This window comes from Micromonospora sp. GCM10011542, assembly GCF_042650685.1.
Taxonomy (GTDB): domain Bacteria; phylum Actinomycetota; class Actinomycetes; order Mycobacteriales; family Micromonosporaceae; genus Micromonospora.
In genome coordinates this window covers 596,228-619,912 of the sequence record NZ_JBHSBO010000058.1, presented here as the reverse complement: position 1 = coordinate 619,912, position 23,685 = coordinate 596,228, and the positions used below count along the sequence as shown (strand labels likewise).

At 72.0% G+C, this 23,685-nt stretch carries 18 protein-coding genes; 12 read left to right on the top strand and 6 right to left on the bottom strand.

Features of this window, described 5'->3' with window-relative positions; all coding sequences use genetic code 11:
- Positions 1 to 54 precede the first annotated feature (54 nt).
- Both ACFOW4_RS23690 and ACFOW4_RS23685 read left to right on the top strand, forming a co-directional pair.
- On the top strand, positions 55 to 3,081 hold the full coding sequence (locus tag ACFOW4_RS23690) for a S8 family serine peptidase (protein WP_377531332.1): 3,027 nt from the start codon (positions 55 to 57) through the stop codon (positions 3,079 to 3,081).
- 257 nt (positions 3,082 to 3,338) lie between these two features.
- Complete coding sequence (locus ACFOW4_RS23685) at positions 3,339 to 4,298, top strand: zinc metalloprotease (RefSeq protein WP_377531331.1); 960 nt, start codon at positions 3,339 to 3,341, stop codon at positions 4,296 to 4,298.
- A gap of 163 nt (positions 4,299 to 4,461) precedes the next feature.
- Here ACFOW4_RS23685 and ACFOW4_RS23680 read toward each other — a convergent pair whose 3' ends face one another.
- Positions 4,462 to 5,040 (bottom strand): TetR/AcrR family transcriptional regulator, encoded by a 579-nt coding sequence (locus ACFOW4_RS23680; RefSeq protein WP_377531329.1) that lies wholly within the window; start codon positions 5,038 to 5,040, stop codon positions 4,462 to 4,464.
- Positions 5,041 to 5,196: 156 nt separating this feature from the next.
- On the opposite strand from ACFOW4_RS23680, the gene ACFOW4_RS23675 reads away from it, so the two are divergent.
- From ACFOW4_RS23675 to ACFOW4_RS23655, 5 genes are all read left to right on the top strand, one after another.
- Positions 5,197 to 6,216: an aldo/keto reductase gene (locus ACFOW4_RS23675; protein WP_377531327.1), complete on the top strand. Its 1,020-nt coding sequence runs from the start codon at positions 5,197 to 5,199 to the stop codon at positions 6,214 to 6,216.
- A 200-nt stretch (positions 6,217 to 6,416) separates the two neighbouring features.
- Positions 6,417 to 6,842 carry a hypothetical protein gene (locus tag ACFOW4_RS23670; protein ID WP_377531326.1) on the top strand — a complete coding sequence of 142 codons (426 nt, stop codon included), beginning with the start codon at positions 6,417 to 6,419 and terminating at the stop codon, positions 6,840 to 6,842.
- A 508-nt stretch (positions 6,843 to 7,350) separates the two neighbouring features.
- Positions 7,351 to 7,911 carry a hypothetical protein gene (locus ACFOW4_RS23665; protein ID WP_377531323.1) on the top strand — a complete coding sequence of 187 codons (561 nt, stop codon included), beginning with the start codon at positions 7,351 to 7,353 and terminating at the stop codon, positions 7,909 to 7,911.
- 383 nt (positions 7,912 to 8,294) lie between these two features.
- Entirely contained in the window at positions 8,295 to 9,263 is a 969-nt protein-coding gene (locus ACFOW4_RS23660; protein ID WP_377531322.1) for a CPBP family intramembrane glutamic endopeptidase, read from the top strand.
- Between the two features lie 206 nt (positions 9,264 to 9,469).
- A complete protein-coding gene (locus tag ACFOW4_RS23655) occupies positions 9,470 to 12,376 on the top strand; it encodes a hypothetical protein (RefSeq protein ID WP_377531319.1) in 2,907 nt (968 codons plus the stop codon).
- A gap of 88 nt (positions 12,377 to 12,464) precedes the next feature.
- On the opposite strand, the gene ACFOW4_RS23650 is transcribed toward ACFOW4_RS23655, so the two are convergent.
- Complete coding sequence (locus ACFOW4_RS23650; protein ID WP_377531316.1) at positions 12,465 to 14,144, bottom strand: DNA repair helicase XPB; 1,680 nt, start codon at positions 14,142 to 14,144, stop codon at positions 12,465 to 12,467.
- Between the two features lie 169 nt (positions 14,145 to 14,313).
- Between ACFOW4_RS23650 and ACFOW4_RS23645 the strand changes: the two genes are divergently transcribed.
- Together ACFOW4_RS23645 and ACFOW4_RS23640 are read left to right on the top strand one after the other, a co-directional pair.
- Positions 14,314 to 15,201, top strand: coding sequence for a L,D-transpeptidase family protein (locus tag ACFOW4_RS23645; protein WP_377531314.1), 888 nt, complete (start codon positions 14,314 to 14,316; stop codon positions 15,199 to 15,201).
- Positions 15,202 to 15,294: 93 nt separating this feature from the next.
- Entirely contained in the window at positions 15,295 to 15,531 is a 237-nt protein-coding gene (locus tag ACFOW4_RS23640) for a hypothetical protein (RefSeq protein ID WP_377531311.1), read from the top strand.
- Positions 15,532 to 15,580: 49 nt separating this feature from the next.
- Here ACFOW4_RS23640 and ACFOW4_RS23635 read toward each other — a convergent pair whose 3' ends face one another.
- The gene (locus ACFOW4_RS23635; RefSeq protein WP_377531309.1) at positions 15,581 to 18,067 is read right to left on the bottom strand and encodes a helicase-associated domain-containing protein; all 2,487 of its coding nucleotides are present in this window, start codon (positions 18,065 to 18,067) and stop codon (positions 15,581 to 15,583) included.
- A gap of 86 nt (positions 18,068 to 18,153) precedes the next feature.
- Between ACFOW4_RS23635 and ACFOW4_RS23630 the strand changes: the two genes are divergently transcribed.
- Together ACFOW4_RS23630 and ACFOW4_RS23625 are read left to right on the top strand one after the other, a co-directional pair.
- Positions 18,154 to 18,777, top strand: a complete 624-nt coding sequence (locus ACFOW4_RS23630; protein ID WP_377531307.1) for an HAD family hydrolase — start codon at positions 18,154 to 18,156, stop codon at positions 18,775 to 18,777.
- A 28-nt stretch (positions 18,778 to 18,805) separates the two neighbouring features.
- Positions 18,806 to 19,192 (top strand): cold shock domain-containing protein, encoded by a 387-nt coding sequence (locus ACFOW4_RS23625; RefSeq protein WP_355588232.1) that lies wholly within the window; start codon positions 18,806 to 18,808, stop codon positions 19,190 to 19,192.
- On the opposite strand, the gene ACFOW4_RS23620 is transcribed toward ACFOW4_RS23625, so the two are convergent.
- On the bottom strand, positions 19,153 to 20,001 hold the full coding sequence (locus ACFOW4_RS23620) for a 1,4-dihydroxy-6-naphthoate synthase (protein ID WP_377531304.1): 849 nt from the start codon (positions 19,999 to 20,001) through the stop codon (positions 19,153 to 19,155). The two genes, ACFOW4_RS23625 and ACFOW4_RS23620, sit on opposite strands and share 40 nt — an antisense overlap.
- A gap of 387 nt (positions 20,002 to 20,388) precedes the next feature.
- Between ACFOW4_RS23620 and ACFOW4_RS23615 the strand changes: the two genes are divergently transcribed.
- Positions 20,389 to 21,216, top strand: coding sequence for a helix-turn-helix domain-containing protein (locus ACFOW4_RS23615; RefSeq protein WP_377531303.1), 828 nt, complete (start codon positions 20,389 to 20,391; stop codon positions 21,214 to 21,216).
- A gap of 16 nt (positions 21,217 to 21,232) precedes the next feature.
- Here ACFOW4_RS23615 and ACFOW4_RS23610 read toward each other — a convergent pair whose 3' ends face one another.
- Complete coding sequence (locus ACFOW4_RS23610; RefSeq protein WP_377531301.1) at positions 21,233 to 21,883, bottom strand: futalosine hydrolase; 651 nt, start codon at positions 21,881 to 21,883, stop codon at positions 21,233 to 21,235.
- Positions 21,880 to 23,610 carry an MFS transporter gene (locus ACFOW4_RS23605; protein ID WP_377531300.1) on the bottom strand — a complete coding sequence of 577 codons (1,731 nt, stop codon included), beginning with the start codon at positions 23,608 to 23,610 and terminating at the stop codon, positions 21,880 to 21,882. The genes ACFOW4_RS23610 and ACFOW4_RS23605 overlap by 4 nt, the downstream gene beginning before the upstream one ends.
- Positions 23,611 to 23,685 lie beyond the last annotated feature (75 nt).

The following is a 23,685-nucleotide window of genomic DNA, read 5'->3' as shown; positions in this document are numbered from 1 at the left end:
AACGACGTGCCACTTCCGAAGACACCCTCGCCCGGGCGGATCAGACGTGCCCCGGTGAGCGTGCTGGCCACTGCCGCGCTGATCGCGGCGGGACTGGCGAGCGCCCCGGCGAGCGCCGCACCGGCCGCGCCAGCGAACAGCAGCGGGCCGACCGCCCGCTACCTCGTCCAGCTCGCCGAACAGCCGTTGGCCACCTACGCCGGTGGCGTACCCGGCCTGGCCGCGACCAAGCCGGCCCCCGGCGGCAAGCTCGACCGGAACGCCCACAACGCCAGGGCGTACCGGGAGCACCTGCGCCAGCAGCGCGGTGCGGTGCTGACCGGTGTGGGCATCCCCGCCAGCCGGGCCACGACCACCTTCGACACCGCCTTCAACGGCTTCGCCCTGGAGCTGAACCGCACGCAGGTGGCCCGGCTGCGCGCCACCCGGGGTGTGCAGGCCGTGTACGAGGACCAGAAGGTGCACGCCAGCACCGCGCACACACCGGACTATCTCGGCCTGACCGGCCAGGGCGGGGTGTGGCAGCAGCAGTTCGGCGACGTCAGCCACGCCGGCGAGGGCATGATCGTCGGCGTCATCGACAGTGGCTTCTGGCCGGAGAGCACGAGCTTCGCCCCGCTGCCCAGCCCGCGTCCGGACCAGGCGACGATCGACGCGAAGTGGAAGGGCACCTGCGACGTCGGCGTCGAGGCGCCGGTCACCTGCAACAACAAGGTGATCGGGGCGCGCTGGTACAACGACAGCGGGCTCGCCGAGGCGTTCCCCGACGAGTACTCCTCGCCACGGGACCGCAACGGGCACGGCACCCACACCGCCAGCACCGCGGCCGGCGACCACGGGGTGCCGGCCTCGATCGGCGACCAGTCCCTGGGTGCGATCTCCGGGATGGCGCCAGCCGCCCGGCTGGCGATCTACAAGGCGCTCTACGACACCGGCGCCGGCTCCGCGGCCGGCAGCGGGATCGACATCGTGCACGCCATCGACGACGCGGTCGCCGACGGCGTCGACGTCATCAACTACTCGATCGGCGATGACAACGAGACCTTCAGCGCGATCGAGGCGGCGTTCTTCAACGCCGCCGCGGCCGGCGTGTTCGTCGCCGCCGCGGCCGGCAACGCCGGCCCGGAGGCCGGCACCATCGACAACTCGACCCCCTGGGTGACCACGGTGGCCGCGAGCACCACCGACCAGCGGTACAGCCGGACGCTCACCCTCGGCAACGGCACGACCATCACCGGAGTGGGTGTGGGCAGCACCGGCGCCGGGCCGGCCCCGCTGGTCTCGGCCAGGGCCAGCGCGCTGCACCCCGACAGGATCCAGGACGCCGAACTCTGCGCCGACGGCGAACTCGACCCGGCCAAGGTCAAGGGCGCCATCGTGTTCTGCCTGCGCGGGGTCGTCGACCGGGTCGCGAAGAGCGCCGCCGTGGCGAAGGCCGGCGGTGTCGGCATGGTGCTCTACAACGGCACGGTCAACTCGCTGGACCCTGACCTGCACGCGGTTCCCACCGTGCACATCTCCGACACCGACGCGCCGGCGATCGCCACGTACCTCGCGGCCGGCAACGCGACGGCGACGATCTCGGCGGGCACCCTGACTCCGGTCGAGGCGCCGCAGGTTGCCGGGTTCTCGTCGGCGGGGCCGTCCAACTTCAACGACAACGACCTGCTCAAGCCGGACATCAGCGCGCCCGGCGTGGGCATCGCGGCGGCGTTCTCCCCGGCGCTCGGCGGGCAGAACTTCGCACTCGAATCGGGTACGTCGATGGCGTCCCCGCACATCGCCGGCATCGCCGCGCTGCTGCGGGCCCGGCACCCGGGCTGGTCACCGGCGGCGATCCGGTCCGCGCTCATGACGACCGCCGTGGACACCACGGACAAGGGCAACCCGATCAAGCTGGGCGACACCGACGCCACGCCGCTGAACTACGGCGCCGGCGAGGTCCACCCGGGTGACGCGTTCGACCCGGGCCTGGTCTACGACTCCACGCCGGAGGACTGGCTCAAGTACCTGTGCGGGCTGGCCGCCAAGGGCAGCCAGGTGCCCGCCGACCACTGCGCCACCACCGGTGCGATCGCGCCGAACCAGCTCAACTACCCGTCCATCTCGGTGGGCAACATGGTGGGTACGCAGACCGTCACCCGTACCGTCACCAACGTCAGCGACCGGAGCAGCACCTACACGCCGAGCGTGCAGGAGCCGCCTGGTTACACGGTGAAGGTGACCCCGGCGAGCCTGCGCGTGGGCGCCGGCCGGACCGCGACCTTCAAGGTGCAGATCACCAACAGGGCCGGCGCGTTCGGTGCCTGGGCAGACGGCTCGCTGACGTGGCGGGACGCGTCCCAGCACCAGGTCAGGATCCCGCTGGTGGTGAAGAACACCGGGCTGGTCGCGCCCGACGCGATCACCGGTACCGGCACCTCCGGCAGCTTCTCGATGACCACGCAGGTCGGCTACCAGGGCACGCTGGCCGCGCTGCCCGTCGGCCTGACGGCCGGCACCAGCACCACGACCACGTTGCGTGGCGACGCACCGATCTGGGACTTCCGCTCGCCGGACAACCTGCCGGTGCCGCTGCCGGCGTCGTTGTACCGGGGCACGGTGCACGTACCGGCCGGCACGCTCAACCCGCAGATCCTGGTGACCGGGCAGGGCGCGCACTGCGACGAGATCGACTGGACGGCGGACCCGCTGCCGCCGTGCGCGGAGTTCATGATCGACGTGTACGACAGCACCGGCAAGATGCTGTTCGGCACGTACGGCGGCCACGACGGCGCCAACGTGGTGCTGCCCGGCGCCGGCGACTACACGCTGATCATCGAGCAGCTCTACACCCTCAACACGCCGACCGGTCAGGGCACCAACACGTACACCATCACCACCCTGCTGCCCGGCGTGCCCGGCAGCTCGGCCGGAAAGCTGACCATCGATCCCCAGCAGCGCACCGTGATGGCGGGTGGGACGGCGGCCCTGACGTTGCGCTGGTCGGGTCTCACCCCCGGTCGCCGGTACATCGGCGTCCTGGTGTTGAGCAACGGCAAGGACCCGCTCAAGACCATCCCGATCACCGTGCGCCCGTGACACCTGTTTGAAGCGGGCGGGCGGGTCGGCGGTGTGCTCCAGGCACCGTCGGCCCGCCCGCTGGCCGGCGGGTGGGGCAGGGGCGCGGGTGGACGGCGATAACAGCGCTGCCCGGCCCCCTGCCGTTACACCTCACATCAGGGCCGTACGCAGGTCTTTTGCCGGTGCCACCGACGTGTTCTCATACCGGAAGGACGACGTTGTCGAGCTGGTCATGGCGACCCCGCGCCGTCTCCATTCCCCCGAGAGGTGCACCGATGCACAGGAGACCAATCTTCCGACTGGCAGTCCTCACCGCCACCGCCGCGACGCTCCTGGCGTCCGGTGGCGGCTACGCCGCGGTGGCGGCAGCACCCGTGACCGGCTCCCCGGGTGCCGGCACGTGTGCGCCGGGCGCCGGCGAGCAGAGCGCGGCCCGGGTCGCCGAGGGCGCCACCGCCCAGGAACCGGAGCTGTACTCGAAGAACGAGGCGAACGCCTACGGAGTGATCAAGGATGCCCCGCGCCTGGCCAACGGCAGCGTCACCGTGCCGACGGTCTTCCACATGGTCTCCGACCACGCGCTCACCGCGGCGGAGACGGCCAGGTGGAACACCCTGATCGCGGCACAGATGACCGTGCTCAACGACTCGTTCGCGGGCCGCACGGCGGCGAACGCCTCGAACACGCCGTTCCGCTTCGACCTCGTCGACACGACGTGGACGGTGAACAGCGCCTGGTACACGGTGGAGCCGGGCAAGAACGAACGCGACATGAAGAAGGCGCTCTACACCGGCGACTCCCGCACCCTGAACGTCTACGCGGCGAACATCGGCGGCGGGCTGCTCGGCTGGGCGTACTTCCCGAAGGGTTACAACAACGGCCGCGACTACATCGACGGCGTGGTCATGCTCGACGAGTCGATGCCGGGCGGCACGGCCGGCAAGTACTCCCTGGGTGACACCCTGACGCACGAGGTCGGGCACTGGCTGATGCTGGAGCACACGTTCGCGCACGGCTGCTCCGCCTCCGGCGACTTCGTCGCGGACACTCCCCGCGAGGCGGCACCGCAGTTCAACTGCCCGATCGGCGCGGACACCTGCACCGCCCCCGGGCTGGACCCGATCCACAACTTCATGGACTACACGCAGGACTCCTGCATGAACATGTTCACCGCCGGTCAGGCGGACCGGATGAGCGACGCCTGGGTGGCATTCCGGGCGGGTGGCGCCGGCTAGCTCGGCACGCGTCAAGGGGTCGACGGGGGCCCGTCGGCCCCTTTTCGCATGCGCGCCGCGTGCACCGATCGACGCCATATCGCTGATGTCGCGGTATCGGGGCGCCGCGGACACCGCGACATCGCCGGCATGGAGTGGATCAAGGAGCGCCCGGGTGAGCTGGTCAGCTCTGTCGGCGTAGTCCCGCGATGAGGAGTTCGACCAGGCGGCGGGCGTCGTAGCGGGGGTCGCTGCCCGCGCCGATGCAGAGGTTCCCGACGCCGCGCATGAGCTCGTAGGCCTCCACACCGGGGCGGATCTCGCCCGCGGCGACGGCGGCGTCGAGCAGTCGGGTGCAGACGGGCACGAGCCGATCCAGGAAGTACGCGTGCAGGGTGTTGACCTGCGCACCGTCGGATTGCAGCGCGGCGGCCAGCCCGTGCTTGGTGACCAGGAGGTCGACGAACAGGTCGATCCAGCGCGCGAGTGCGTCGTACGGGCTGGTCGCGTCGTCGAGGCAGGTCGTCCCGGCCTCGGCGCACGCCTCGATCTGGTGCCGGTAGACGGCGACGACCAGGTCCGCACGGGTGGGGAAGTGGCGGTAGACCGTACCCACTCCGACGCCCGCCCGGGCGGCGATGTCGCGTACGGGAGCTTCGACGCCCGCAGCGACGAAGGCCGCGGCGGCGGCGTCGAGCAGCGCCTTCTCGTTGCGTCGGGAGTCGGCCCGCCTGCGCGGGGCCTGCCCTGCCTCGTCCGTCACCGCACCGTTCTCCTGCCACCTGGAATCCTTGGGTTTGCGAAACGGAACAGCGTTCCGTATCGTTAGCGGAACAACGTTCCGCTTCGCCATCATGCCATGGCGGGCACGGAAACACCCAGGCAGGCACCGCGCTCGCGGCGCCGGAAGGAACATCTCATGCAGTACCGCAACTTGGGCCGCACCGGCGTACAGGTCAGCTCCCTCGCGCTCGGCGCGATGAACTTCGGCAAGATCGGAAACACCACCCAGGAGGAGGTCACCGCCATCGTCGACGCCGCCCTGGCGACGGGGATCAACCTCATCGACACGGCCGACATGTACGGCAACGGCCAGTCCGAGGAGATGGTTGGCAGGGCCATCGCCGGCCGCCGCGACGACATCGTGCTGGCCACCAAGGCGACCATGCCGATGGGCGACGGCCGCAACCAGCGGGGCAGCTCGCGCCGCTGGCTGGTGACGGCGCTGGACGACAGCCTGCGCCGCCTCGGCGTCGACCACGTCGATCTCTACCAGATGCACCGGTGGGACCCGACCACCAGCGACGAGGAGACGCTGTCGGCGCTGACCGACCTGCAACGCGCCGGGAAGATCCGGTACTTCGGCTCCTCGACCTTCCCGGCCTACCGCATCGTCGAGGCGCAGTGGGCCGCCCGCGAGCACCACCTGGGCCGGTACGTCACCGAGCAGCCCAGCTACTCCATCCTCCAGCGCGGGATCGAGGCGCACGTCCTGCCCGTGACGCAGCAGTACGGGCTCGGCGTCCTGGCCTGGAGCCCGCTGGCCTCGGGCTGGCTGTCGGGTGCCATCCGGGAGGGCCGGGAGGTCACCACGAACCGATCGCGGTTCATGCCGCAGCGCTTCGACACCGCCATCGCGTCCAACCGGGCCCGGCTGGACGCCGTCGAGCGGTTGGCCACGATCGCCGACCAGGCCGGGCTGAGCATGATCCAGCTCGCGCTCGGGTTCGTCACCGCGCATCCCGGCGTGACCAGCGCGATCATCGGCCCTCGTACGCTGGAACACCTGGGCTCGCAGGTCGCCGCCGCCGACACCGTGCTCCCCGCCGACGTGCTCGACGCGATCGACGCCGTCGTCGCCCCCGGTGTCGACCTGGCCCCGCAGGAGAAGAACGACACGCCGCCGGCCCTGCTCGACGCGTCCCTGCGGCGCCGCTGATACCGCCCGTCCGCGCGGGCCGGAGTGATGATCAACTCCGCATCGGCGATGTCGCGGTATCAGAGTGACGCGCATACCACGACATCGCCGACCTGGAGTGGATCAAGGGGGCAGATCCTCGCTCGGGCTCGTCAGGGCTGCAGGGCGAACACGCAGTCCAGCCTGCCCGAAGCAGTCACCGCGCGACTATCGTCCCCCGCGTGCGGATATCACTGTCGGGTTTCGGGGCTCGACGTGGATGGCGAGGGCTGGCTGCCTCCATGGTGGCGGCCGCTTGGGGCGCGCTCGGCTATGGCCTGATCTTCTCTTCGCACAACCAGCAAGCATGGGGTGACCTGGAGGCCGGCGGCCGGTTCGCCGCCAATCTCACTGTCTACCTGCCCTACTACGTCCTGACGCTGCCCATCGCCGCGGTGGTCGTACTTGGGCTGCTTGGCACGCGGGATCTGCTGTACCCGCTCGCCGCAGCGGCAGTCGCCGTCGCGCTCTTTGCGCTGTGGGTATCTGCCCAGGACTATTTGTTCGATGCGCAGCCTCAGCTCCTCACGTCCCTCGCGGGGTGCCTGGGCGCCGAGGCCCTAGCTGTCCTGGCGCTGACCGGTGCGCGGGCGCAGGCGCCGAACTGATCAAAATGTAGTTAGTCCACGCTCGGGAGCTTCGAGTTGAGGGCGTCGCCAGCGTCCACGGTGGTGTGCCGTAGCCCTGCTCGGCGAGGCGGCCGTCCTCGGAAGATCGGCGCGGGAAGCATCGCTCCGCCACTTTTGCTAACAGGCTGTTAAATTCGGTCGTCACGTTTGTCATACGCATTGCCATATGGTCGGCTGATTCACCAGCCCACGGGCCGATGCGTCTGGTGACGAAATCATGGACATCGATCAAAGCAACACCCGCGACGGTGTTACGGGAATGACGGGCCTGCTGCGAACCACGCCCTTGTCCTAGTGTCCTCCTGACAGCAATTGACGCTGCTGCATTAACGGGGGATGCACTCACCGGCGAGTCGAATAATCGACATCGCCACGACCGCGCTCGCGCGCTATCGCGCAGGTCGCATTCAGAGTGCTGCCTCCCTGTTGGGGTCGAACAATCCACGGGAGGAAACGAGTGAGATTCAGAAAGGCAGTGGGAGTCCTGGTGGCGACGACGGTCGCCTCGGTCTTCGGCTTCGCCGGCGCCGCAGCCGCGTCTACGGACGTCACCGTGCCGACCGCGGCGAACCAGGCGGTAGGTGCAGCCATCGCGGACCCGGTCGCCAAGGCGGCGGCGGAAGACCCGGACACGTTCGCGGCGACGGTGAATGCCGTCGAGCCCTACCTCGTCGCCGACCGCGCGGGTAACCTCCGCCTGGACGTGCCGGCTCAGGTCGCCGGCGACCTCGACGCTCAGGCGCTCGCCGCTCTGCAGGACAGCGTGCAGGTCTTCAACGACCTGAACGACGAGGGCGAGGCCGACGTCTCGAACGCGGAGGCGTTGGGGATTCCCAGCGTGATCGCGAAGTTCGTCAAGAAGTACTGGAAGCAGATCGTCGACATCGCGAAGAAGTCGCGGAAGTGGGCCTGGTACAAGTCGGCCCAGTGCTCCGCCGGTGCGTTGAACGCGCTGTACAAGACGTACGGCGGCAACCCGGCGGCCATCGCCGAGGACATCAAGATCGCGATCGCTGTCGCCGGAGCGGGCTGCGTCGCCAACCTGTAACCCGTGTTCCATGCGTCGAGGGTGGTCCGTCCGCTGGTGCAGGCGGGCCACCCGCTCAGGAGGAGGCATGCGATGATTGCCGATCGAAGGCCGTCGACGGCTGTGGTCCGCCCACGTCGAGCAGAGGCGCAGAAAACATGGTGAGAACGTCATCTCCGGTACGCCGATGGATGGTCCGCACTGCCGTACTGGTTCTGTTGGCAGGAATTGCCGCAGCGGTATCCATCATGCTCGGCCACGGCATCTCCTTCTCCATATTCGGAATCTGTGTCCTGCTGTTGGTCGTGGTCGCCGACTGGATCGCAATCGTCGGTGGTTCCCGGAGGTCGGCGCCGCACGACGACGGCGGCCGACATGACGGATCGGCGGTCTAGCAGGTGCGGGTGGAACACGGGCTGACCTACGAGCGGCTGGCGCGACTGGGCTTCCATCGGTGGTGGACGCCACCCGTCGCCGTGCTGGCCGTGTTGTTCGTCGCCGCCGTGACGGCGTGTGGGCTGGCGGGCGTGGCGTTGACCGCGACGTGGGCGCGCGGCGGAGAGATCGACGACAGCGCGTCGGTCGGCAGCCCCCTCGTCGACAACATCCTGGCGCTGGCGTCTCTCGCCCTGTTCATCCCGGTCACCCTCGGTGTCGCGCGGCTGGTGCAGCGGCGGCCGGCGGGGACACTGCACTCCGTGGCCGGTCGCCTGCGCTGGCGGTGGTTCGCCGTGTGCGGGGGTCTCGCCGTGGCCGTGGCGGCCCTGGTCATGGGGGCGTTGGTCCTGGTCTACGACGGCGCGTCCGAGCTGCGGCTGACCATCGACCCGTGGCGGTTCCTCGGGCTCGCGGTGCTGCTCGTCGTCGTGGTGCCATTGCAGGCGGCCGGTGAGGAGTACGCCGCCCGCGGGTTCCTCCTGCAAGCCCTCGGGGCGTACCACCGGTGGGTCGGCATCATCGGCTCGGCTCTGGCGTTCGCCCTGCTGCACGGCCTCGGCACCTGGTCCGGGTTCGTTGCCCTGTTCGTCGGCGCGATCATCTGGGCGGTGCTGGTCATCCGTACCGGAGGTCTCGAGGTGTCCATCGCGGCGCACGCCGCGACCAACCTCTTCGCCTTCCTGGCCACAGCCGCCGCGGGTGGACTGGACACCGCCGACGACACCACCGCCGCGGACGCGCCCCTCGGCGCCACGTTGGTCCTGCTCGGCGGTGACCTCACCTACCTGGCCTGCGTACTCGCGGCCCTGCGCCTGGTCGCGCGACACCGGCCCCGGTGGATGCCCGCGAGTCGGACGGCTGTCGGCGTGGTGGCGGACGCACAACAGCATTCCCCGCAGACGACGGCCACCGAGGACGCGAACTCCCGGCGGTGATCGGGTGAGCCGCAACGCCGATGGAGCGGGCCGGCAAATCCTGACTCATTCCACTCGGGACATACGGGTTTTGCCATGCGGCAAATGGGCCGATCGACGGTCGGAGGTAATCCGAATCGCGTACGCGGAACGCTGCCGTGCCTCGATATGCTCGCGCCCCTCGATGGCGAAGGGCGCCATCGATCACGGGGGGAGCTGCATTGTTCGTGCGCGCACGAAGACTGCTGGCCGCATCGCTCGGGCTTACGCTCGGTGCGGGCCTGGTCGGCGTCACCGCCATGCCGGCGCAGGCATACGAGCAGCGGGATGTGAGCAGGTCCGGCTGGGCCTACACCGACTCGTACCTGCCGGGCCAGTCGTTCGTCAACCCCTCCGGAGACGCGCCGATCGGTGCCTGGACGGATGCGGGCGGCAACAAGCACAAGTCGCGCTCGTACTTCACCTTCGACATCTCCCGGTTCCGTGGCGCCGTCATCCACAAGGCCGACGTCATCGTCGCGGAGAGGTCGGCGGCTGACTGCGCGTCGGCCCAGCCGGTCGAGCTCTGGCGTACCGACCCGATCAAGGCGACCACGAGCTGGAAGTCGGCGCCGCGTCAGCGCGAGCTGCTCGGCACCGTCCAGGCTGGCGGCGCGGCCACCTGCCCCGGCTATCTGGTCTGGGACATCATGCCGGCCCTGCAGAAGCTGGCGACCCAGGGCACGAAGACCCTCACCCTCGAGATCCGGGTGCCGCACGGCTACGAGGGCATGGTCTCCCACGGCCGGAAGCTCCGCCCGTTCCCGACGATCCGCGCCGAGGCCAATCACGCGCCGACGGTGGCACAGATCGGGCTGGAGTTTCCGTCGTGGTCCTGCGGCACGAAGGACAAGCCGCAGCCGGTGGGGGCGCGCAACTACGGCCTGATGCTCCGGGGCGCGGACGCGGACACCAACGACTCCAATTTCAACGGACAGTTCGCCGCCTGGCCGGTCGGCCACGAGGATCAGCGCTCCGAGCAGTTCGGGTCGAGTTACGGGAGCACTCTCTCCAAGGTCGGCTGGGAGATGTCGCAGTACCCGCACGGGACCGTGGTGGCCTGGACCGCCCGGGCCTACGACGGTCACGACTACTCGCCGTGGGCCGAGCCGTGCTACGTGAAGGTGGACGGGCAGCGGCCGGCCACCCCAGTGATCACCTCGGCGAAGTACCCGGACGACGGCCAGTCGCACGGCGGCTCGGGCGTTCCGGGCACCTTCACCTTCACGGCCAACGGTTCGCCGGACGTGGTCGGCTACTACTGGGGGCGCTTCGGCGAGACGTACAACTACATCCCCGCGCCGCAGCCGGGTGCGGACGTCACCCTCGAATACACGCCCACCTCGTTCGTCGAGTACCTGAGCGTGCGGACCGTGGACAGCGCGTCGAACTCGTCCGAGGTGGCCGAGTACCGCTTCTTCGTCAAGTCCACGGCACCGCAGGTACGGGTGACGGTGGGTGGTGTCGGCCTGCCGAGCCAACTGGCGATCTCGACGAACGTCGAGGGGGTCACCGAGTTCGGCTACCGGATTGGTGACGGTGACGAGGTCAGGGTCCCGGCGCAGGCCGACGGCACCACCGATGTTCCCGTGGTGTTCCCGCAGGCTGGTCTCGTGAAGGTCCAGGTGCGCAGCTACGCCGGAACCGAACTCGTCGGCGCGTACACCGAGGACGTGTCGGTCCGCGACACCCCGATCGTCGAGTCGGCGGACTTCGCGTTCCCGGACCACGACGGCGTGGTGGACCGCGCCGGCAGCTTCACCTTCCGGCCCGGCCGGATCGGGGTGGTGGCCTACGAGTACGCGTTCCTCAACGACGAGATGCGCCGCCTCGACGCGGCGGCGGACGGCACCGCGGTGCTGCGCTGGACGCCCACCGAGCCGAACTGGTACACGCTGAATGTGCGCAGCATCAGCGCCGACGGCACCGTCTCGGAGATCGAGCAGTACCAGTTCAACGTCATCGACACCAAGCCGATCGTCTACTCCAGCACCTACTACGAGTACGGCGCGTGGGGTGGCGTGGGCATCCCCGGTGAGTTCGACTTCGACACCGCGATGCCGGACGTGGACGCCTACCTCTACCGGCTCAACGACGGGCCCGAGCAGACCGTCGACCCCGAGTACAGCTCGGCTCGGGTGACGCTCACCCCGGATCGCTCCGGACGCAACACGCTGACGGTGCGTACCCGTTTCACGGACGGGTCCTTCTCGCCGACGCGGACCTACACCTTCGAGGTCAGCGACGCGCCGGTGGTGACGTCCAGCGACTACCCGGAGAACGACTCCGCCGGCCAGCCGGGCCAGTTGGGTCGGTTCACCTTCAACCCGGGCCGCTCCGACGTGGTCGAGTACCGCTACGTGCTGGAGTACAGCGGCGAGGAGCAGGTGGTGGCCGCCGGCACGGACGGCAGGGCCACCATCGAGATCACGCCGGCGCATCCCGGGTACACGCTGTTGACGGTCACCAGCCGGGCGGCCGACGGCACGGTCAGCCCGGAGCGGCGGTACTACTTCCGCGTACGCGACCCGCGCGTGAACGTGAGCAGCGCGTACGACGAGTACACCGCCCGTGGCGGGATCGGCGCGGTCGGCCGGTTCGGGGTCTACACCGAGATCGGTGAGGTGACGACCTTCGAGTACCAGCTCAACGGCGGCGCCTGGCAGAGCGTGCCGAAGACTCCCGACTCGCTGGTGACCGACATCTTGGTGACCATGGACCGCAACGGCGCGAACGTGTTCTCGGTACGGGGCCGGACCGCGGCGGGCGCGTACACGCCGCAGACGGACTACCCGTTCCTGGTCGGTACGGCGCCGCTGGTCGCGTCGGGCACCTACCCGGCCAACCAGTGGGCCGGCGGGGTGGGCGTTCCGGGAGACTTCACCCTCACCCAGGGCAGTCCGGGCGTGACGGAGTTCGAGTACACGGTCGACGACGGGCAGCCGGTGCTGGTGGCGGCGAATGCCGCCGGGGTCGCCACCGTCAGCTACACGCCGACCTCGCCGAGCTCGCACACCATGAGCGTGCGCGGGCGTACGGCGGACGGAACGTGGACTGACACGACCAGCTACTACTTCCTGGTCGACTACTCCTGACGAGGCGTCGACGCGGTGGGCCGTCCCGGATGGGGCGGCCCACCGTGCTGTGCGGCGTCAACCGTCGGCGAAGGCCCGGCGGGCAGCCTCAGTCGACGCTCGGGAGCTTCGGGCCGAGCACGTCGTCGGCGTCCACGATGGTGTACGCGTACCCCTGCTCGGCGAGGAACCGCTGGCGGTGTGCCGCGTACTCGGTGTCGATCGTGTCCCGGGAGACCACCGTGTAGAAGTGCGCCTGCCGGCCGTCGGCCTTGGGTCGCAGCACCCGTCCGAGGCGCTGGGCCTCCTCCTGCCGGGATCCGAACGTGCCGGAGACCTGGATCGCCACCGCCGCCTCGGGCAGGTCGATGGAAAAGTTCCCGACCTTGGAGAGGACGAGGGTGCGCAGCTCGCCCGTGCGGAACGCCTCGAAGAGCCGCTCACGCTCCTTGTTGGTGGTGGAGCCCTGCACGATCGGCGCGTCCAGGTATTCACCGAGCTGGTGGAGCTGGTCGATGTAGGCGCCGATGACGAGCACCTGGTCGTCCTTGTGCCGGTCCACCAGGGCGCGCACCACGGGCAGCTTCGTGCGGGCGGTCGCGGCCATCCGGTAGCGCTCCTCGGCCTCGGCCGTGGCGTAGGACATCCGCTCGGCGTCGGTGAGCGTCACGCGTACCTCGGTGCACTCGGCCGGGGCGATCCAGCCCTGCGACTCGATGTCCTTCCAGGGCGCGTCGTAGCGCTTCGGGCCGATCAGGCTGAACACGTCGCCCTCGCGGCCGTCCTCGCGGACCAGCGTCGCCGTGAGGCCGAGGCGGCGGCGGGCCTGGAGGTCCGCGGTGAAGCGGAAGATCGGCGCGGGCAGCAGGTGCACCTCGTCGTAGACGACCAGGCCCCAGTCGCGGGCCCCGAACAGGTCCAGGTGGGTGAACGCGCCGCCGCGCCGCGAGGTGAGCACCTGGTACGTGGCGATGGTGACCGGGCGGATCTCCTTGCGCTCACCGGAGTACTCGCCGATCTCCTCCTCGGTCAGCGACGTGCGGGCGATCAGCTCCCGCTTCCACTGCCGGCCGGCGACCGTGTTGGTCACCAGGATCAGCGTGGTCGCCTTCGCCTCGGCCATCGCCGCCGCGCCCACCAGCGTCTTGCCGGCGCCGCAGGGCAGCACGACCACGCCGGACCCGCCGGCCCAGAACGCCTCCACGGCCTCGCGCTGGTACGACCGCAGCGTCCACGGCTTGCGGCCGTCCTTGCCGGCCTCGGCCAGGTCGATCTGGTGCGCCTCGCCGTCCACGTAGCCGGCCAGGTCCTCCGCCGGCCAGCCCAGCTTGAGCAGCGCCTGCTTGAGCCGGCCCCGCTCGGAGGGGTGCACCTGGATGGTGTCGTCGTCGAGCTTCGCGCCGAGCATGCCGGCGAGCTTCTTGCTCTTGGCGACCTCGATGAGCACCAGCCGGTCCAGGGCCCGCAGCACCAGGCCGTGCGCCGGGTCGTTGGCGAGCTGGAGCCGGCCGTACCGGTCCATCGTCTCGGCCACGTCCACCAGCAGCGCGTGCGGCACCGGGTAGCGGGAGTACTTCAGCAGCGCGTCCACCACGGCCTCGGCGTCGTGGCCGGCCGCCCGGGCGTTCCACAGGCCTAGCGGGGTGAGCCGGTACGTGTGCACGTGCTCGGGGGAGCGCTCCAGCTCGGCGAAGGGCGCGATGGCCATCCGGCAGGCCTGCGCGTCCGGGTGGTCGATCTCCAGCAGCAGGGTCTTGTCCGACTGCACGATCAGGGGTCCACCACTCACGCGAAAGTCCTCTCCTGAAAAGTCGGCCGAACACGGGGCTTACCCACCGCTGGCCGACCAACCAGTGTTGCACGGTGCCGGGTGTCGGAAGAAAGATGCTCACCGGACGCAACCGTGACGGCACTCACGAACGTCTAGCAAAGGGACGGCTGGTCCAGGGGAGGTCCTCATGAAGCATGTCCGGATCACCCGGCTGGTCGCCCTGGCGGTGGTCACGCTGGTCGGCGTCGGTGCGTGCACGTTCGATCCGCAGGCTGGCGGGGGTGGAGGCGGGGGGCCCGCCCCGGTCGCGGCGGAACAGCCAACGGGGGCGAGCGGCACGCCCGGCCCGGACCAGCGAGGCCGGCCGGCGACGACGCCGGCCAAACCGCCGCCGGCCCGCACGACGGCGCCGGCGCCGAAACCCACCCGCAGCACCGCTCCCGCGCCGTCCGCCAGCGCCACCGTGGCGCCGGCTGCCGCCGCCGGCTGTCCGCAGGGCGAGCACCAGCGCGCGGTGGAGACGTACCTGGCCCGGCTGGGCGGTTTCGGCACGGTGACCGTGGACGGGCGGCAGTCCGCCGCCGACTGCGCCGCGATCAAGAAGTTCCAGCGCCGGTACGACATCCGCCCCGTCCAGGGACGCGCCGGCCCCACCACGTACGACGTGGCCAAGCGGCTGGCCACCACCGACACCGCCTCGTGCAAGGCGGGCACGGGCACCACCTTCTGCGTCGACCTGACCCGGCAGACGGTCTGGGCGATGCGCGGCGGCAAGGTGGTCATGAAGCCGACAGTGACGCGGACCGGAATGCCCGGCTACCGCACCCCCGCCGGCACGTACAAGGTCAACTTCCGGAACATCAAGGAGTGGTCCGACCCGTACGAGGTGTGGCTTCCCTACTGGCAGCACTTCACCCAGGGCATGGGCTTCCACGAGACCACCACCTACCTGCACGACAAGTCGATCGGCTCGCACGGCTGCGTCAACCTGCTGCACGCCGACGCCGTCCGGATGTGGGAGCTGGGCAAGATCGGCACCCGCGTGGTGCTGGTCGGCCGCCGCTCCGGCACCTGAGCCGCCCCGGCTCGGGGTTTTAACCCCTGTCACTGCGGTCCCGCGAGTGACACCCTGGGGAGTCCAGGGCCGTACCGGGCGGGGAGGCTGGGCATGACGGTCGACCGTGACGTGATCCGAGACCACGACCAGCCGCCACCCGACGACGTGTCCACCGCCACGGTGGCCGCGTACGCGGTGGCGGCGGTCGCCCTCGTCGGGTGGTTCCTCTTCGGCTGGCTGGTGCAGCGCCAGGGCTTCGTCAACTCCGTCGGCGAGTCCGCCGGTGCCGGGTTCGCCCTGCTGCTGGTCGTCTCGGTGATCGGCACCGTACGCCGCAACCGACGCTGACCGAGCCGGCTGCCCCGACCGGGGCAGCCGCGACCCTCCCGTGGCCCGGTCAGTCGGCGAGCACCGCCGCGGTGATCCGGTGCAGCGCGAAGGTGTGCAGCATCTCGGTCCGCTCGTCCTCCGCGCGCAGGTAGCCGGCGCCGATCGAGACCGGCTTGACCAGCCGGGACGCGGTCGCCCCGTGCGCGTCGACGTACCCGACCCAGACCAGCGCCTTGTCGCGTACCGCCTGCTGGAGCACCGCGAGGGCGTCGCTGTGGGTGCTCGCCGGCACCGGACCGCCGCCCAGCCCCGGCGCGCCGCCGCGGACCACCGCCGGTGCCCGCCGGGCCGCCCGCGCCGCCGCGTCGCCCCGCCGGATCTGCTCCACGACGCCCAGCAGGCGAGGCATGGGCAGCTTCGGCGTGACCAGCGGGTCCAGCGTGCGGGTGGTCACCGGTACCCGGGCCGGGGCCCGCCGGGTCTTCGGCCGGGACAGCACCGCCGCGCCGCTGGCGTCCTCCGGCACTGGGGCGTACCCGGCGTCGCGCAGCGCGCCCAGCAGCCGACCGACCTGGTACGGGGTGCTCAGCACCGTCGGCGCCAGCCGGCGCAGCGACATCGATTCCATCCGCCGGTCGGCCAGCACCTCGGTCAGCAGCGCCTCGTCGTCACTGCGCAGGTACGCCCCGGCCGAGCCGGCCCGCAACCCGCCGTGCTTGCGGGCCACGTCGTCCACCAGGTAGGTGAGCCCCTGCGGCACCGGCGTGCGCGACCGCCGCCGGAACAGCGTGTGCAGGTCGTCGGCCGAGTAGCCGGCGTCCAGCGCCCGGCGCACGCTCGCCGTGGTGACCCGGTACACGCTCGCCCCACCCGCCGACTCGGGCTCGGCCACCGTCTCCAGCTCGGCGGCGAGCGCCGGCTCCGGCGGCCCGGGCACCACCACGGTCAGGTCGGCCTGGACCAGGAAGTGGTCGACCGGGGCGGGCAGCAGCGCGTCCAGCGCGCGGACGGCGGTGGACGGGTCGCCGCTCTCCGCGTCGACGTGCAGCCCGAGCGGGTCGTCGGCGCCCCGCTCGTCCGCCGTCGCCAGGTCGGCCAGCAGCAGCCGGCCGTACGAGGTGAGCGCCCCCAGGCCGGTGACGCCGAGCTGGGCGGCCTCTGCCAGCACCTCCCGGTGGGCGGCCTCCCGCCCCCGGCTGCGCCGGGGTGCCCGCCAGTCCAGCAGCTCCTGCACCTCCTCTGGCGTGGGCGCGGTCGCCGGCTCCAGGTCGGCCAGCACACCGAGCACCGCCCGCCGGGTACCCGGCGCGCTGGCCCGCTCGGCCTCAGCGGAGAGCGCCGTGATCGGCCGGTCCCGGTCGTCGCGCCGGCCGACCAGCCCGACCTGCCGGGTCATCGCCAGCCACGCCCGGGCCAGCTGTTCCCAGCGCTGCGCCAGCGAGGCGGCGCGCCACACCTCGTACCCGCCGGTCGGCAGCACCTGCTGGTCGGCCCCGTACCGGGCGGTGGTCGTCCCGGACAGCTCCAGCTCACCGGCGAGCCCTGCCGCGTACGCCACCTCCAGCAGCAGCGCGGCGGTCGGCTCGTCCAGCGCGGCGGTCCGGGCCAGCCGGCGCAGGTCGCGTACCCCGATGCCGCCGGAGCGCAGCACCGGCGCCGGTTCGGCGGCGAGCTGGTCCAGCAGCCCCTCGACGTGCCGGACCACCTCCATGGTCTGCCCGGCGCCGGCGGAGTCGACCGCCTTCGGCTCGCGCGGCGTGGCGGCCACGGCGGGCGGGCTGGTCCGCAGCGGCCCGAGCGGGCCGCTGTCCCGGCGTAGCAGCAGGCCGACCTCGCGGGGCAGCTCCACGGTGCTGGTGGCCGTCGCCGGCCCGCCGGTGACCCGCACCAGCAGCCGGTTGTCGACGAGCCAGCGCACCGGGGAGCCGGTCGGCGCCCCGCCGTTGGTCAGGTCCGGGGGCAGCGCGTCCTCGCCGCCGAGCGGCGGGGCCTGCAACGCGCCCTGGGGCACGCTGCCCACCGGCGGGCCGGCCGCCAGCCGGTCCAGGATCGCCCGGGCCGAGGGTGGGGCGGCGAGCAGCGTCCGGCGCAGCTTCGCCGGGTCCGCGCAGAGGGCGGCCGCGCGCGGGTCCAGCTCCGCGGCCGGCCGGCCCAGCCCCGCGGGGTACGGGGCGACCTCGTCGATGCCGCCCACCACGTTCAGGGCGTGCTCCGGGCCGTACAGCAGGAAGAGCGCGCGCAGCCGGTTGACGGCCGCCCGGACGGCGGTGGGCGCGGGTGGGCGCGGCCCGGCGGTCGCCATGGCCAGCACCGCGTCGGTGGAGGTGCTGCCGTCGGCCGGGTCCCGGGTGAGCCGGGCGGCGTCCAGGATCTGGAGGGTGAACTGGTCCAGGCCGTCCAGCGCGCGGGCCACCGAGACCCGGGACTGTGCCCGGATGGCCAGGGCGGAGACGTCGGCCGGCACGGGTACGACGAGGTCGGGCCGCAGCTGGAGGAGCGCGGCCAACGACTCGTCCGGCAGCGACCGTAGGTGGTCGGCGAGTGAGGTGGTCATCGTCGTTCCACGCTAGCCCGGCGGCGGGCCGTCCCGCCCCTCGGACGTCCGGCTGGACCCGATGCGCTCCGGGTACCTTTCTCGGCATGCCCGCACTGACTGTCGGATTCGACCTCGACATGACCCTGGTCGACTCGCGCCCCGGCATCGCCGCGGCCTACCGGGCGCTGACCGCGCAGACCGGCGTGCCGGTGGACGCCGACGCCGCGGTGGCCCGGCTCGGTCCGCCGCTGCGCACCGAGATCGCCCGCTGGTTCCCGCCGGAGCAGGTCGAGGGGGCCGTGCACGCGTACCGGGAGCTCTACCCGGCGTACGCGATCACCCCGACGGTGCCGCTGCCCGGCGCGCGGGAGGCGATCGACGCGATCCGGGCCCGAGGCGGGCGGGTGCTGGTGGTCACCTCCAAACTGGGCCGGCTGGCCCGGCTGCACCTGGACCATCTCGGCCTGAAGGTCGACGAGGTGGCCGGCGACCTCTTCGCGGAGGAGAAGGCGGTGGCCCTGCGCCAGCACGACGCGACCCACTACGTGGGCGACCACGTGGCCGACATGGTCGCCGCCAAGGCGGCCGGGGTGCCCGGGATCGCCGTCGCCACCGGGCCGTGCTCGGCGGAGGAGTTGCGCGCCGCCGGGGCGGAGGTGGTGCTGGACGACCTCACCGGATTCCCAGCGGCGCTCGACCGGATGATCCAGCTAGCCTTGGAGCAGTAGACGTCTCAAGTGAAGCAGGGGTTCTCAGGTGCCTACGGGTCGAGTGAAGTGGTACGACACCGCCAAGGGATACGGGTTCGTCACCAGTGACGAGGGTGGCGACGTGTTCCTGCCCAAGGGCGCGCTGCCGGCGGGTGTCACCGACCTCAAGGGTGGCCAGCGGGTGGACTTCAGCGTGGTGGACAGCCGCCGGGGATCCCAGGCCATGGGGGTCAAGCTGCTGGACGCGCCGCCGTCGATGGCGGAGCTGCGTCGCCGGCCGGCCGAGGAGCTGCACGGCCTGGTCGAGGACATGATCAAGGTGCTGGAGGCGAAGGTCCAGCCGGACCTGCGCCGGGGTCGGTACCCGGACAAGAAGACCGCGCAGAAGATCGCTCAGCTGGTCCACGCGGTCGCGCGCGAGCTGGAGGTCTGAGGCACCAGCCCGGCGGTGGCCGCCCGGTCCAGCAGCGCCGTCACCGCGGCGAACCCGGCCTCGCCCAGGTCGGCGGTGAACTCGTTGACGTAGAGGCCGATGTGCCGGTCCACCACGTCGAGTTCCATCTCCTGGGCATGCGCCAGGACGTACTCCCGGCTGGCCGCCGGGTCCGCCCAGGCCTGCCGGACCGACTCGCGGATCCACCCGGCGGCGGCCTCCGGGTCGACGGCACCGCGTCGGGCCAGGATCGCGCCGAGGGGGATGGGCAGGCCGGTGTCGGCCTCCCACCACTCGCCGAGGTCGACCAGGGCGGTCAGGCCGTGCCGGTGGTAGGTGAACCGCGCCTCGTGGATGACCAGGCCCGCGTCGTAACGGCCGGCCGCCACGCCCGGCATGATCTCGTGGAACGGGACGACCTCGATCCGCGCCGGCGGCTTGCCCGCTGACCAGAGCCGGAACAGCAGGTACGCGGTGGTCCGGTCGCCGGGCACCGCCACCGTGGCCCCGGTCAGGTCGGTGCGGTCCGGCCCGCCGGCGCGGTCGCCCCGGGTCAGCACCAGCGGCCCGCACCCGCGACCGAGCGCGCCGCCGCAGGGCAGCAGGTGGTAGTCGTCGAGCAGCCACGGCAGCGCCGCGAAGCTCACCTTCACCAGGTCGAACGCCCCCCGCTCGGCCGCGGTGTTGGTGACGTCCACGTCGGCGTACGTCACCTCCACCGGCGGCGCGCCGGCCACCCGGCCGTGCACCAGGGCGTGGAAGACGAACGTGTCGTTGGGGCAGGGGGAGATCGCCAGGGAGAGCGCCACGCTCCCACGTTATCCCCGCCCCCGCGCCGCCCCTTCGGGGTGCCCCGCCCAGTGTGATCCGCCCGGTGGCGACTCGCGCGCGGTCGCACGCTCGCCGCTGGCTGGTCTCCGTGCTGGTCTTGGTCTCCGTGCTGGTCTCCGCGTGGTGGTTGAGAAAACCGCGACGATGACGCTCGCCCAAGCCGCCCGGCGGCCGTCCCACCCGCGGGCGCAGCGCTGTCTGACGTCGCCTATCGAGCTGCCCCAGATCTGGGGCAGCTCGATAGGCGACGAGCGGTGGCGCCCGCGCTGCGCGCCCGGGGGAGCGTGGGGCGGGCTGTCCACAGGATTGTCCACAGGAGGGGTGGGGTTGTTGACGACGCTCGGTCGATTGAAAAGCATGGACGGATGGCGGGCGGTGACGGGGCTGTCGACGTGGGTGCGGTGCTGCGTGAGCTGCGTCGACAGGCGGACCTGAGCCAGCGGGAGCTGGCCGAGCGGTCCGGTGTGCCGAAGAGCACGCTGGCGCGGATCGAGGCGGGGCGGGACGCCGAGCCGGGATTTCGGACGGTGGAGCGGTTGGTTCGTGGGGCGGGGGGTGAACTCGTTGTCGGCCCACGCGAGGGTGCCTGCCGCTGCGACGGCGACGCGTCGCTGAGCGGGCCGGAGGACGAGCCCCGGGACGAGGTGGGGCGCCGCTACCCCGCGCACCTCGACGTGCGACCGGTTCGCACGCTCAAGGACTGGCCAGGCACGTGGTGGCTGTACTCCTCGACGCTGCCTCCGGAGCGGTGGCCGTCACGGGTACCGGACTTCACCTACGATCTCGACCGCGCTCGGCGGGACGAGCGGCGGTGGCGGCAGCGGATGCGGGGGCAGGTGTCGTTCCGGCGTACCAGCGGGGTCGGGATGCCGGAGACGTCTCGGCGGTACGTCGCGGAGCTGTCCGACGGGGAGGTCGTCGGTGAGCTACGGGCGCACGAGCGGAGCGTCGACCTGTTCTTCGGAGAGGACCTCGGTGATCAGCGGGAGCTGGTGCTGGAAAGCGTCGTCGTCCCCGAGCTGCGGTGGTTGGGCATCGGGCGCCGACTGATCGAGTTTCTGGCGGCGGAGACGAGCAGGTCCCGCATCCGGACGGTCCGTGCCGTTGCCGAGTGGGGCGGTGTCCATTTCCTGCTGGCGTGCGGGTTCGAGCTTCAGGCGGGCCGGCCGTCGGCACTGGCGTTACGGCTCTGACCTCGCCCTCGGCGGGTCAGCGCAGCGCGGGGGCTGCCGCGGTCAGGGCGTTGAGGGCCTCGCGTAACCGCCAGGCGTCCCGGTCGCGCGGGCCGATCGGGTTGGAGATGGTACGCAACTCGGCGAAGGGCACACCGGCCTGCGCCGCGGCGACCGCCACGCCGTACCCCTCCATCGCCTCGGCCACCGCGCTCGGGTGCCGCCGGCGCAGCTCCTCGCTGCTGGCGGCGGTGCCGGTGACCGTGCTGACGGTGAGCACCGGGCCGATGGTGGCCTCAGGCAGGGCGGCCCGGAGCGCGGCCAGCATGGTCGGATCGGCCGGCACGATGCTGCCGCCGCCGAGCAGCGCGGGCGGCATGCCGAGCTCGTCGATCGGAATGAAGCCCTCCGGCGACTCGGCGCCCAGGTCGGCGGCGATGCTCGCGCTGCCCAGCACGGTGCCGCCGACCGCGACCCGCTCGACGAAGCCGCCGGCCACACCGGCGCTGACCACCCCGCGGTACGGGCGGCCGGCCGCCTCGGCCAGCGCCAGCAGCCGGGCGGTGGCGGCACCGGCCACGGCGGGACCCACACCGACGGGGGTGACGGTCACCGTGGGGTCGGCCAGCCCGGCCCGGACCGCGTCCGCCTCGGCGGGTACCGCGGTCACCACGAGCAGACCGGTCACGACAGGGGCCCCGGCGACTCCCGGCGGGTCTCGTCGTCGACGCCGCCGCCGGGGCCGCCGACGGCCGAGGATGGGCGGTAGATGTGGTAGCCCGGCGGCGCCAGCCCCGGCTCGTCGTAGCTCTGCGCGCCGGCCTGGTTCGGCGCCGGCGAGGTCGGCGTCGGGTCCCCGCCTCGTGTCCGGTCGCCGCGCGGCCGGTCGTCGCGTGGCCGGTCACGGTGGTGCGGCCCGTCGTCGGCCGACGTGCCCCGCGCGCCGTCGGCGGCCAGGTCGTCCGCGACCGGTGTGTCGTCGACCAGCTTGTCCCCGGTCACCTCGTCGTCGACCAGCTCGTCGTCGCCCAGCGGGCGGCCGGCCAGTCGTTCCCTGCGCAGCCGGCCGGCGACCAGCACGCCCCGGGCGGCGGCCAGCACACCGACCCCGGCGGCGACCGCGATGCCCGTGCGCCCGGCGAAGGGGACCAGCCCGAGACCGCCGCCGGCGACGAACGCCAGCATCAGCGCCGTCTCGGAGTGCGCGAAGGAACTCGCCCGCAGCCGTTCGGGGATGCGCTCCTGGATCGAGGCGTCCACGGCCAGCTTCGACACGCCGCTGGCCAGCGCGGCCACCAGGCAGAGCAGCGCGACCATCGGCAGGGAGAACCGGACCACCGCCAGCACCGCCACCCCCGCCACGATGACCATCGTGCTGGACTGGATGGCGAGCGGCCGGTGGATGCGCAGCCGGGTGCCGACCGCGGTGGCGAGGAAGGTGCCGACCGCCAGCGCGCCGCCGACCAGGCCCAGCGCGCCCTCCGCGCCCAGGTCCCGCCCGAATACGACGGTGGTCAGGTCGCCCTTCTTGATCGCGAAGGCGAGGAAGAGCAGCAGGAAGCCGTAGACCGCGCGCAGCGTCGCGGCGCCGATCAGGGTCGCGATCACCAGGCGGCCTGCCGGGCGGCCCCGCCCCAACGGCCGGTCGCCGCGGTGCCGGCCCAGTGCGCGCAGCGGGCGGGGCACCCGCTCCGGCGGCTCCGAGTCGGCCCGCGGTGGCAGACGCAGCGAGATCACCATGCCGACCAGGAAGATCACCGAGGCGACCCGTAGCGGCCACTGCGGCCCGAACCAGAACGCGGCCAGCCCGATCGGCGCCACCAGCGCGCCGGCCACCGTGCCGTAGACGCTGGCCCGCGCACCCACCTGGGACAGGCCGAGCCCCTCGGGCAGCAGCCGGGGCACGGCCGCCGAACGGGCCACCCCGTACGCCCGGGAGAGTGCGAGCACGCCGAACGCCGCCGGATAGAGCCCGAAGCCGTGGATGTAGTCGGAGATCAACCAGGCCAGGAACGCCCGGCCCAGCATGGTGGCCGCCAGCGCGTACCGCCGGCCGTGCCGGAAGTGGTCCAGCAGCGGGCCCACCACGGGGGCGAGCATCGCGAACGGCACCATGGTGACCAGCAGGTAGAGCGCCACCTTGCTGCGCGCCTCGCCCAGCGGAACGTTGAAGAAGATCGTCCCGGCCAGACCGATCGCGATCAGGGTGTCGCCGGCGCAGGACACGGCGTGCAGGTCGAAGAGGCGGACCATGCCGACCTCGCCGCCGGCGCCCCGGGTCCGGGCGCGACCGGCCCGCCGGGTCACCCAGCGTCCGCTGCCCACCGAGCCGCGCAGCAGCAGGCGTACGGCGCGGATGCCGGTGCCGACGGTCCGCCCGAGGACGGAGCGCCCAGGGCGGGAGTACGGCGGCATGTGCACCATCCTCGCCCATCCACTCCACGTGCGCCGCACCACTGCGGCGATTCCCCGGGAGTCCCTGTCACGCGT